14 protein-coding genes are annotated in these 10,863 nt (G+C 32.8%); 1 reads left to right on the top strand and 13 read right to left on the bottom strand.

Annotated features, from left to right (window positions below; all coding sequences use genetic code 11):
* The 11 genes from FHP04_RS13845 to FHP04_RS13795 all read right to left on the bottom strand — a co-directional run.
* The coding region (locus tag FHP04_RS13845) for a transposase (protein WP_139856751.1) at positions 1-1,013 on the bottom strand (1,013 nt) is incomplete at its 3' end.
* A gap of 280 nt (positions 1,014-1,293) precedes the next feature.
* Positions 1,294-2,073, bottom strand: coding sequence for a tetratricopeptide repeat protein (locus tag FHP04_RS13840; protein ID WP_139856750.1), 780 nt, complete (start codon positions 2,071-2,073; stop codon positions 1,294-1,296).
* A 221-nt stretch (positions 2,074-2,294) separates the two neighbouring features.
* Positions 2,295-3,074, bottom strand: coding sequence for a tetratricopeptide repeat protein (locus FHP04_RS13835; RefSeq protein ID WP_139856750.1), 780 nt, complete (start codon positions 3,072-3,074; stop codon positions 2,295-2,297).
* A gap of 192 nt (positions 3,075-3,266) precedes the next feature.
* Positions 3,267-4,025: an HNH endonuclease gene (locus FHP04_RS13830; protein ID WP_139856749.1), complete on the bottom strand. Its 759-nt coding sequence runs from the start codon at positions 4,023-4,025 to the stop codon at positions 3,267-3,269.
* Positions 4,026-4,195: 170 nt separating this feature from the next.
* Complete coding sequence (locus FHP04_RS13825) at positions 4,196-4,591, bottom strand: hypothetical protein (protein WP_246051440.1); 396 nt, start codon at positions 4,589-4,591, stop codon at positions 4,196-4,198.
* 148 nt (positions 4,592-4,739) lie between these two features.
* A complete protein-coding gene (locus FHP04_RS13820; RefSeq protein ID WP_139856748.1) occupies positions 4,740-5,204 on the bottom strand; it encodes a hypothetical protein in 465 nt (154 codons plus the stop codon).
* Positions 5,205-5,409: 205 nt separating this feature from the next.
* Positions 5,410-5,694, bottom strand: a complete 285-nt coding sequence (locus tag FHP04_RS13815) for a helix-turn-helix domain-containing protein (protein ID WP_139856747.1) — start codon at positions 5,692-5,694, stop codon at positions 5,410-5,412.
* A gap of 2 nt (positions 5,695-5,696) precedes the next feature.
* Positions 5,697-6,035 carry a type II toxin-antitoxin system RelE/ParE family toxin gene (locus tag FHP04_RS13810; protein ID WP_139856746.1) on the bottom strand — a complete coding sequence of 113 codons (339 nt, stop codon included), beginning with the start codon at positions 6,033-6,035 and terminating at the stop codon, positions 5,697-5,699.
* Positions 6,036-6,258: 223 nt separating this feature from the next.
* Positions 6,259-6,879: a hypothetical protein gene (locus FHP04_RS13805; RefSeq protein WP_139856745.1), complete on the bottom strand. Its 621-nt coding sequence runs from the start codon at positions 6,877-6,879 to the stop codon at positions 6,259-6,261.
* 163 nt (positions 6,880-7,042) lie between these two features.
* Positions 7,043-7,615, bottom strand: a complete 573-nt coding sequence (locus FHP04_RS13800) for a hypothetical protein (protein ID WP_139856744.1) — start codon at positions 7,613-7,615, stop codon at positions 7,043-7,045.
* 151 nt (positions 7,616-7,766) lie between these two features.
* Positions 7,767-8,288: a hypothetical protein gene (locus tag FHP04_RS13795; RefSeq protein WP_139856743.1), complete on the bottom strand. Its 522-nt coding sequence runs from the start codon at positions 8,286-8,288 to the stop codon at positions 7,767-7,769.
* Between the two features lie 325 nt (positions 8,289-8,613).
* On the opposite strand from FHP04_RS13795, the gene FHP04_RS13790 reads away from it, so the two are divergent.
* Entirely contained in the window at positions 8,614-8,898 is a 285-nt protein-coding gene (locus tag FHP04_RS13790; protein WP_139856742.1) for a hypothetical protein, read from the top strand.
* 529 nt (positions 8,899-9,427) lie between these two features.
* Here FHP04_RS13790 and FHP04_RS13785 read toward each other — a convergent pair.
* Both FHP04_RS13785 and FHP04_RS13780 read right to left on the bottom strand, forming a co-directional pair.
* A complete protein-coding gene (locus tag FHP04_RS13785) occupies positions 9,428-9,958 on the bottom strand; it encodes a hypothetical protein (RefSeq protein WP_139856741.1) in 531 nt (176 codons plus the stop codon).
* 19 nt (positions 9,959-9,977) lie between these two features.
* The gene (locus tag FHP04_RS13780) at positions 9,978-10,640 is read right to left on the bottom strand and encodes a hypothetical protein (protein ID WP_139856740.1); all 663 of its coding nucleotides are present in this window, start codon (positions 10,638-10,640) and stop codon (positions 9,978-9,980) included.
* Positions 10,641-10,863 lie beyond the last annotated feature (223 nt).

Raw genomic sequence — 10,863 nt, 5'->3', positions numbered from 1 at the left:
TCGGTTTTTTGATTGTATATAAAATTCTCGGCATTGTACTTCGGATGCGGTGCCTGGCTAGCACGCCCAATGGCGGGTATGGCCACAAGCGTTTTAATGTCTAGCTGATGGGCCGTACAAAACTCACTTCCGGTATGATAGCCTTTGTCGTAAAGGGCGGTAAACTTGTTGGTTCGTAAAATGGATTTGGCCCGGCGCAACATCATGCCCATGGCTTTCTTATCGTTTTGATTGGTTAGTTTGTAATCGATAAGTATTTTGTTTTGATCATCCACAGTAGTTTGAAGTGTGTAGCAAACCTCAGTGATCATTCCCCGTACAATTTGGTGTCTACTATCAGGATCTGATGTGGATAATTGCGGATTTTCCGAACTTTTGTCCGCCTCGAGCTCCTGTTTGATACGGGTGTATTTCTTGTGGTGTTTTTTATGCTTGGCTATCTCTGTGCTGAGCGCTTCTGCCTTATCTCCGTCTGCTTGTTCTAATGCAAGGCTGTGTTCTTTGAGTTTATCCTCGATATAGGCCAGATGCCGTTCAATTTTCTTTTTGTTGTAATTGTTTTTCTTGCTGTTTTGTGCCCGAAGTTTTGTAGAATCTCCAGCAATTAACAATCCTCCAATAAGGTTAAAGTTTTTGGCAATCTCAACGCTGTAACGAAAAACACGTTTGATGGCCTTAGGGTTTTCTTTTCTAAATCTCGCAATGGTATTGTGATCTGGTTTTAAATTTTTCAAAAGCCAAATTACTTCTAAATTACGATGACATTCTTTTTCTAATTGTCTAGAGGAACGCATACGGTTCATATAGCCATAGATATACAATTTCAATAAATCTGCAGGGTTATACGGTGGTCTTCCTTGAGAGGGTAAAGGCTCAAACCCCATCTCCTGTAGGTCGATGCTTTCTACAAACTGATCGATAAAGCGTACCGAGTTGTCTTGCGGGACCATGTCGTCCAAACAGCTAGTATATAAAGCGAGTTGTTGACGGTTTTCTCCTTGTTGATATTCCATACCTTAAGATACAAATAACCAAGGCAGCATCTAAAGAGAGTGCAATGAGTTTTCAACAAACTTATTAAGTTTTGAGACAGTCTGACGGTCTTGTGTATGAAACGTAGCGTATAAACAAACGCTAACTTTTCGGATTTAGCACGAGCCGAATTTTTTAATTTTCTTATTACCTTTCTTTCCAATAAGCCAAATTAAAAAATTTGGCGGTCTTGCAAATATGCCTTAACTTCGATTAAGCAACTAATTAGCTATGAGCTATATACGGTGTTGTAAAACGTTTTTATCTGCTCGTTTCGTAAAGTTTTTCTAAATTTGTCAAAGGTCTTTCAAATATTTGTTCGGCTTGTCTTTTAGCGTTTTTAATCTGTTCGGCTGTTAGTTTTTGTTCAAGTTCTTTAATTTCTCTGATTACAGATTGCTGTTGCAAAATAGAAAAATCTCTTTTAAATTCATTGTAAATTAAAAACCAAGAATAACTTTTCGATAAATCCATTTCCACATTTTGTCCATCTCTGTACATATAAGCTAAATTTAATCGAGCAGAAGTTATTTTTCCACTTTTCATTAAATTCTCTGGATTTTTCAGTTTCCCAATTCTAATTGCCCATTCTATCATTTTGTTTAGGTCTTTTTCTGTTCCCAACCCATCTTGATATGCTCCAACAATGTTAAACATACAAGTTATGTCATCATTTTCTGCGCACTGAAGGGCATACTCAAAAGCTTTTTCATTGCTTTGTGTTGCTCCAATTCCATTTGCGTGTGCCATCATCATTTTGTAAAGTCCGTCATTCCAACCTTGCTCGGCCGATTTTAAATACCAAAAAAAGGCTTCATCGATATTTTTTTCAATTCCATAACCAAATTCAAGTGTTACACCATAATTATACTGTGCTTCTGCTACTCCCAATTCCGCCGCTTGTTTTAAAACTGGAACTGCTTTGTCAAATTCTTGAGTTTCTATAAACTTTTTTGCTTGTTCATTTAATTCCGATGCGTTTTGTCCGAAGCTGTTCGAGCAAATGAAAGTCAGAAATAGAAAGGTTAAAATTTTGTTCATTCGTTTTTTTTAAATGTTTTACAACAACGGTTTTGTATATGGCTCGTAGCGTGCAAATTAGGGATAACTTTTCGGTTAATCACGAGCCGAATTTTTTAATTTTCTTATTACCTTTCTTTCCAATAAGCCAAATTAAAAAATTTGGCGGTCTTGCAAATATGCCTTAACTTCGATTAAGCAACTAATTAGCTATGAGCTATATACGGTGTTGTAAAACGTTTTTATCTGCTCGTTTCGTAAAGTTTTTCTAAATTTGTCAAAGGTCTTTCAAATATTTGTTCGGCTTGTCTTTTAGCGTTTTTAATCTGTTCGGCTGTTAGTTTTTGTTCAAGTTCTTTAATTTCTCTGATTACAGATTGCTGTTGCAAAATAGAAAAATCTCTTTTAAATTCATTGTAAATTAAAAACCAAGAATAACTTTTCGATAAATCCATTTCCACATTTTGTCCATCTCTGTACATATAAGCTAAATTTAATCGAGCAGAAGTTATTTTTCCACTTTTCATTAAATTCTCTGGATTTTTCAGTTTCCCAATTCTAATTGCCCATTCTATCATTTTGTTTAGGTCTTTTTCTGTTCCCAACCCATCTTGATATGCTCCAACAATGTTAAACATACAAGTTATGTCATCATTTTCTGCGCACTGAAGGGCATACTCAAAAGCTTTTTCATTGCTTTGTGTTGCTCCAATTCCATTTGCGTGTGCCATCATCATTTTGTAAAGTCCGTCATTCCAACCTTGCTCGGCCGATTTTAAATACCAAAAAAAGGCTTCATCGATATTTTTTTCAATTCCATAACCAAATTCAAGTGTTACACCATAATTATACTGTGCTTCTGCTACTCCCAATTCCGCCGCTTGTTTTAAAACTGGAACTGCTTTGTCAAATTCTTGAGTTTCTATAAACTTTTTTGCTTGTTCATTTAATTCCGATGCGTTTTGTCCGAAGCTGTTCGAGCAAATGAAAGTCAGAAATAGAAAGGTTAAAATTTTGTTCATTCGTTTTTTTTAAATGTTTTACAACGTCTCGGCTATGGCAAGTAGGGCGATCGGCCGGCACCGGCCAATGCGCCAAGCCCTTAGCCAAGGCTTTTGTATTTTGTGTTTATCTTTTTTATTTTAAAAGCCAAATCAAAAGATTTGGCGGTGCTAACAAACACGCCCAAGCCAATGAATTCAGTGCTTACCGCCCTATTTGCTATAGCCATTGTTGCCATTAGTACTTTCCCGCAATACTTGTTTCAGTTCCGATATTGTATACGCTACGGGTCTTTTTTTATGTAGCATAGAATGACAATTCGGACAAACAGGAATCAAATCCGTAATTGGATTAACAGAGTATTCTTTTCCGACGGTCGCAAGGTCAATTTTGTGATGTACGTGAATAAACCCTTTACCTAAAGTACCAAATTTTTCTTCAAAACTAAAATCACAAACTTGACAATTCAATCCGAAATGTTCAATACACTTTTTTCGTGCTATTGGATTTCTTTCATAACTGTTTACCAGTACTTGTTTAGTTTTTCCTTCCGAGTAAGTTTCGTTAGAATCAACTTCGTCCGCATAAATCGGTTCTGCAATACTATTTTCGATAAGCTCGAAATATTTATCATAAATCTCCCGTCTTTTTTTTACAGACGCATTGGATTTTACTTCATAATAGTCCAAATGTTGTGATAAAGAAAGTAAAGCTGTTTCCAATCCTTCATTACCTTTTTCTTCCAGAATTTTCTGCAAATAATAGTCCGTAGCGTAACTATTTATTGTGCCAGTAAATAATTCGCCCGTTATGAAATATATGTAATTATAAATGTAATAATTCGCAGAGCTGTTATTCATTCCCAAATCGGTCAAAATTTTCATTCCGTCCATTCTGGATATTTTATTCTGATTGATTTTCTTTCCGACTTCATAAGCCGTATGAACCATTTCATTTGTAATTTTTCCCATCTATCGCAAAAGGTTTCAGTATTAATGGCAACGGTCAAGTATAAGCGTCAGTTACGGGTTAATATGCGTTAATTTTCGGTTTAGTACAGATGTTAGCAATTCCGAGTGGATTCGGACGTAGTCGAATCCGCCGTAATTGCGGTTATACATTGTTGTAAAATGTTTTTTATTCATTCGGTTCTTACAAATTTTCCAGAATGTGAAATCACGTGCAAATTCACTCGCATTGTAAATTCGATAGTGTCATTTTTACAATTCGTTATTTCATAATATGGTTTTCCGTGCGACATTAATGTCTTTTGAAATTCAGTTAACGAGTCAGTTTGTCTTTCCAGCGATTTAAGTCGGAATGAGTTTTCACCAAGATTTTCAATAATGTAATTCCGATTTTTAACAGAGTTTATTTCCGTTAAGTTTTGTCCATTTATTTCAAACTCAAATTTTGGATATTCCGAAAACTGTTTGTCATAAATGACTTTATATTTTCCGTCTTTTAATTCGCAATTATTATCAGCGCATTTAAATCCGAAACTTATTAAAATCAATAAGTATAGTGTTTTTTTCAAAATGTTTTACAACGTGTTTGGCTATGGTTTCGTTGCGTGAAAATCCGCGAGGATTTTCCGCCGAAAACCGAAGATAGCAAATTTGCGAGGACTTTCCGAGAGGAAAGTCAGAAGCAATGAACTATAGCCGGTGTTGTAAGTAGTTTTTTTATTTTTTGTCAGTTTGGTTTTCCGTTATTGTGTCATTTATTAATGCGTTGTAATTGTATTCAGGCATTTGTTCCTTTATCTTATTCATCTTATTTTGGAAATGGTTTTTTAGAAACGCTTTTTCCTTATCATTCAGATTTTCAAGAATTCCAACTCTACCATAAAAGCTTACATTTTCATCATCTTTATGTACAAGAACGATTAATGGATATCCATTTTTTGCCTCAAACATTTCCAAGTCATTTTCGATTCCAGTTTTTGGATTTGGTCGGTCTAAAAAGTAGGTGAAGCTTATATTTTTTTCATTCGGACTGTCGAAAGGGTCACTTGTCGGATTCGCATAATTAATAATTCCTTGAACTTCGTAAAAGTCTGATTCATTAAAGTCCGAATATTTCTTTTCGGATTTACAAGAAATAAGTCCGAAACTCAATGAAATTAATATGGTTAGCGTTTTTCTCAAATTACTTACAACGTTACGTGTATGAAACGTAGCGTTTAAAAATACAATAACTTTTGGATTGGCACTTAGCCAAATCTTTGATTTGGAACCTCTTTTTCAATATTACAGCCAAATCAAAGATTTGGCGGACTTTGCAAACACGCACAGACCTTTCGGAAAGCACTAATTAGCTATGTTTTATACACATTGTTGTGCTTTCGTACTTTTACTCAACTTTTAATTCTATAGACAATCCCAGCGCATTGGCAATCAGGGCGAAATTGGATAAACGAATATCTTCTCCGTTTTCAATGCGTGAGATATATGGTCGTTTTTTTCCAACTTTATCTGCTAAATCCTCTTGGCTCATATGTAATTCCTTTCTTCGGCTTTTTATGATTTCCCCAAAATAATAGGAAAAAGCATTTTCTCGGAATTTCTCACGTTCTTTCGTTCCTTCTTTTCCATATCGATTGGCAATCAGCTCCTTTGCATTTATTGACTTTCCCATAATTACTTTTCTTTAAGATATTCTTCTAATATTTTCTCGGCTTGTTTTACTGCTTTTTTATAATCTTTTGTTGATTTTTTTAAAAATCCCCAAAGACACACAGCTTTGGTGGATTCAGCGAAATTCAGATGATCTATTGCGAAAATTATAATTCGATATTCATTGCCTGCTTTAATCCGTAATTCATAGAATTGTGTCGATTGCAGTTTTTTAAGGAAGTTGGTGTTTACAACTTTTACCTCTCCAATAACTTCAATGAGTTGGAAGAATTTAAGCGAAACTCTTTCGCCTTGACTGTCTATAAATTCCAGACATTCTTCTGTGATATCGATTTCTCTCATATTACAAATGTAACGAATTAGTTACAATTTCGATTTTAATCGGATGGTTTTTTTAAAACACGGAATTTTCTTTAGTATGAAGCACAACGGTCTCGTATAACCGTCAGTTACGGGTTAAAGTACGCAAATTTTTCGGTTTAGCACAGACGTTAGCAATTCCGAGTGGATTCGGACGTAGTCGAATCCGCCGTAATTGCGGTTATACATTGTTGTGCAACGTTTTTTATTCACAAGTAGATTTCAGAGTAGTTTTTCCATTTTCTTTAATCATTTCGTATCCGTTATCTAACATAGGTTGAAAACTTTTTCGTCCGGTAAATTGCCATAACAAATATCCATATTGGCATTGATTGATTATTCCATTCTGATATTCTTTTAACATTAATTCTTTTAGTTCATCCCAGTACTTTTTCGGGGAATGGATAAAAATTATTAGTGGGTTAAATTCTGGGTCAGCAAATTCTTTTTTATAGTATTTTCTAATTCGTTTAGTGCTGGGAAAACCATATTTTTTTGTTATTTCTATCATTCTCTCGGTATGTTTAGCATCCATTGGATTAATGTATTTTTTATAAATTATCTTGCTAATACTGTCCGATACAAATTTCCGTTTTTTCATTTCCTCAACTCTTAAACTATCAGGAAGATTTTCAATTCTATCCGTTTCTGACTTGTCAAAAGTTTTAAAAATCGTGTACTCACGCATAGTTTGGTCGTAACCATACATAAATTCCATTTCTTCTACTAAAACATTTATATCCCTTTGCAAAAGTGAATCTTTAGCAGATTGTGAATAAATCGTATTACTCAATAATATACTAAAAATCAGAAGCTTTAATTTCATTCGTGATGTTTTTCTTAAATGTTGCACAACGTGTTTGGCTATGGTTTCGTTGCGTGAAAATCCGCAAGGATTTTCCGCCGTAAACCGAAGATAGCAAATTTGCGAGGACTTTCCGATAGGAAAGTCAGAAGCAATGAACTATAGCCGGTGTTAGCCCTAGTTTTTATTTAATGTCAATTAATTCCATTTTCTTATCGTACAATTTCTGAATGTATTTGGAATTATTAAGAACATCAAGTTCTTTTTTTAATTCTTTTTTCTCAACTCGAGTCAGATTTTTATTTGTCTTTAACTCTTGTTCTATTTCTTTCTTTCGATAATGTATTTCAAGTTCCACTTCTAAATAACTTTGTTCAAGTTTCAAAAATTTATCATACAGAATTTTTGTTTCTTTTGGAAGATTAACATATCCAATAATTGATGTTTTGACATTATATTTTGAGTCTTTAAATTCATTGATAACTCTTTTTTGTAAAATACTGTCTATTTCGTTTTTTTTAGAATAATAGATTTCTGTGGTAGTGTATTTTTTTAGTAATTCCGCTGTAGGTTGCTTTATTTTATTTAAAGCAATTTCTTTTTCAGGTATATCAGAAGAGTCTGAATATGTAAGCAATAAGTCAATAGTAGCTTTAGTTCCTAGTTTAGATTCAAAACCTATCTCATAACTTTCTATTTTTTGCGCATAAGAAGTTATTCCAAAAAGTACAATTATTATTAAATAGTATTGTTTCATCAAATTAGGGCTAACGTTTAGTATAACCGCAGTTACGGGATTATATTTAATGTTTTTCGGATAAGCAACTACGGTAGCAATTACGCGTGGATTCGGACGTAGTCGAATCCGCCGTAATTGCGGTTATACATTGTTGTAGGTAGTTTTTTATTCAAAGTGTTTTCTTTAACATTTTTCGGTATTTAAATCCGTAAACTTCTTGAATTTTATGATTCATTATGTGGTCAGATGGAAATACTTTTAATTCCAATTTGTCATTTTTTGATTTCAGCCACTTTATAAATTCAATATATTGGTCAGATTGCGCTATTGTTAAAAATCTCAAGGATTCTATTTTATTCCCGATTTTGAATTTTATCCTATTTCTATTAGGTGATCGATATGCTGATATGAATTCAATTTGCAATAAATCCACATATGGAACTTGTGAGGTTTTCTTTAAAAATGGGTATTCAATTTTAATTTCATTTTCCAAAAATTTAATATCGAATGTTCTTTTTCTTTGATAAAGAATAATGAAAATAACAATTCCGATTGATATTAGAATAGAAATTATTTTTATCCAAATGATTTCTGAAGAATTAGATATTACGATTCCAATTCCCAAAAACATTAATGAGGCAATTACTGCTTCATAAATTGAATAGCTCGATGATGAACTGTATTTTGTCATTTTCTCAAATTACCTACAACGTGCTTGTGTATGGTTAGTTGCGTGTTTAAGCAACTAATTTAGTAAACAAAAACGAACGCGAGAAAATTCCGAAGGAATTTTCCAAATAAGCACTTGCCAAAGCAATTAATTATACACGGTGTTGCCAGTAGTTTTTATTCTGCATAATATTCCGATTAATACAAATACGGAAGTCAAATATATTGAGACTAAAAAGCCTATGCCAAAATCGTTAGCAAAAATTCCATCGTAAAAAGGTAAAGAACATATTCCAATAACTATTACAACTGGAATAATAAATATATACCAAAAGGCTTTTTTATTATTGGGAAAAGATATCAGTCGTCGAATATTTAAATATGTCAAGATTCCAGAAGTAACTATCGGAACTATAAAGCCAATCCAGTTTAATTTGGTCAAACTTTCCAAGAAAAGACCTAAGGTAAAAGAAAGAACGAAAATCAAAAAGCTTGAGATTAATAAGAAAATCAATGAGGTGAAAAAGTCAGCAATTTTATTTTTAGATAAAAACAATGAAAAAATGAGTGATGTTAAAGTTGCTATTCCTATAATAGTTACTAATCCTCGGTCGTTTCCTCTGTCAATATAAGAGGCAATTAACATCCACATCCAAATAAGTAAAAGTGAACTCAAAATAAATATTAAGTTCTGCTTTCGATTAAAATGTTTTATTTCATTACTCAATATCATACATCGATTAAGTGTTATTTATTCAGCTTTTTTAAAAATTTGAATTCAGTTCGATTTTTTTTCAAATTACTGGCAACGGTTTTGTATATGGTTTGTTGCGTGGTTTAAGCACTAAATTTAGCAAATATAAACCGAATAGAAAATCCGCGAGGATTTTCGTAACTAGGCTAGAACTAGCAATTAACTATATACGGTGTTCTACGCAGTTTTTTATTTTATTATTGAATTATATAGTTCCGTAAAAAAGGATTTCTCATTAGAAACAAACCAGATTAGTATAAATATCATATTCACAGCAGCTCCAATACTGCCAATAAATACCTTGTAACTATAAGGGCTTTCTTTTCTAGGTTGATTATATTTAATTGTCCTATAAATCCAAAAGCACATAAGTATTTCCAATAATACAAATTCTACGATATACATAATTAAATCCTTTTGGTTTTTAATTCGGTATCATTTGTCATAGGGAATTCAGATATTTTACCATCAATAAACATTCTTAATTCTTGGTCAGAATGAACTAAACGAATATTTATTCCTTTTTTATTCAAAAACTTTAAAATGTGACCAAATTTAAATGGGTCATCTGGAATTTGAACTTTAATATTCGATTTATTAATTGTTTTTAAATATATCGCTCTATCTTGTCCATATCCGCCGTGATTCCATTTTATGCTTTTTATTTCGGAAAATCCAATCGGTTGAGTTTCTGTTTTTCCCATCCAACTTATTTTAATTAAATCAATTTTATTCTCGCTTATCAAAATTCCGTTAGCATAATAATTTTTAGCAATGCCAAAAATTAGTGAGACAGCAAAAATTCCACCCATAAATAATTTTAAAGTCAAAGAGTCAGAAGTGTAAACGAAAAAGACTCCAATCAGAAATAGTATCAAAATTCCATAAGGATTGAAAAGTTTTGGTTTAGTTTGATATATGATTTTGTCGTTTTTCAAATTGCGTAGAACGGTTGGGCTATGATTTCGTTGCGGAAAAATCCGCAGGATTCTTTCCGCCGTAGCAGAAAGATAGCAAACAAAAGTTGAATTCCGAGTAGGAATTCAACCGCAATGAATTATAGCCGTTGTTGTAAAACGTAATTTTATTTTTCAGTTTTTCGTAAGGAATCATTCTTTCTTTGTCCAAGTTTTTTCCTTTCAGAACTCCTTTTACAGCTTTCGTTTCGTTAATAAATTCGATGTAAGATTCTTGGCAAGCATAAAGTGAATAATCGCCTTTGTTTTCATTCGGCTGACTGTGTTTAGATTCTATCGATTGATATAATGAAAAGATATAGGTTTTGTCGATTTCGATTCCGTCAATTTTCATTTTGCAATCAGATGCATATTTCCATTCAGAACCTCCATAAATCTCAAATGTTTTTCGGGTTTCTTGTCCTTTTATGATTTCCAAAACTTCTACAAGAATTGAATGTCCGAAAAATTCCGTTTCATCAACTTCTTCTTTTGAAACGGATTGCCTTTGTCGGTTGTAATAGTTATGTTTTAAAACTTTAGCTTTTATTACTAAATCACTGTCTTTACTTGCAGATATAAAAGTCCGAAACTTTCCACAATTGCAAGCAAATGACATTTGGAATGTCAGAAGTATAATTAATATGCTGAAAGTTTGTTTCATTATGTTTTACAACGTTTCGTATATGATAAGTAGGCGATCACTAAGCCCTAAATTTTTGTCTAATCCTAAAGTTTGATACAAGCCAAAAATATTTCAATTAGTACTTTTTCGCCTATTTTTCATATACATTGTTGTGTGTCAGTAAATATAGCCTTTCGATTCAAAAATAACAATGGCAAAAAGGCTATTTTACCCAGTAACCCTTGCGCGCCAAGCTTAAAAA

The sequence above is a fragment of the Aequorivita sinensis genome, assembly GCF_006346335.1.
Lineage (GTDB): Bacteria > Bacteroidota > Bacteroidia > Flavobacteriales > Flavobacteriaceae > Aequorivita > Aequorivita sinensis.
This window is presented reverse-complemented; position numbering and strand designations above follow the sequence as displayed.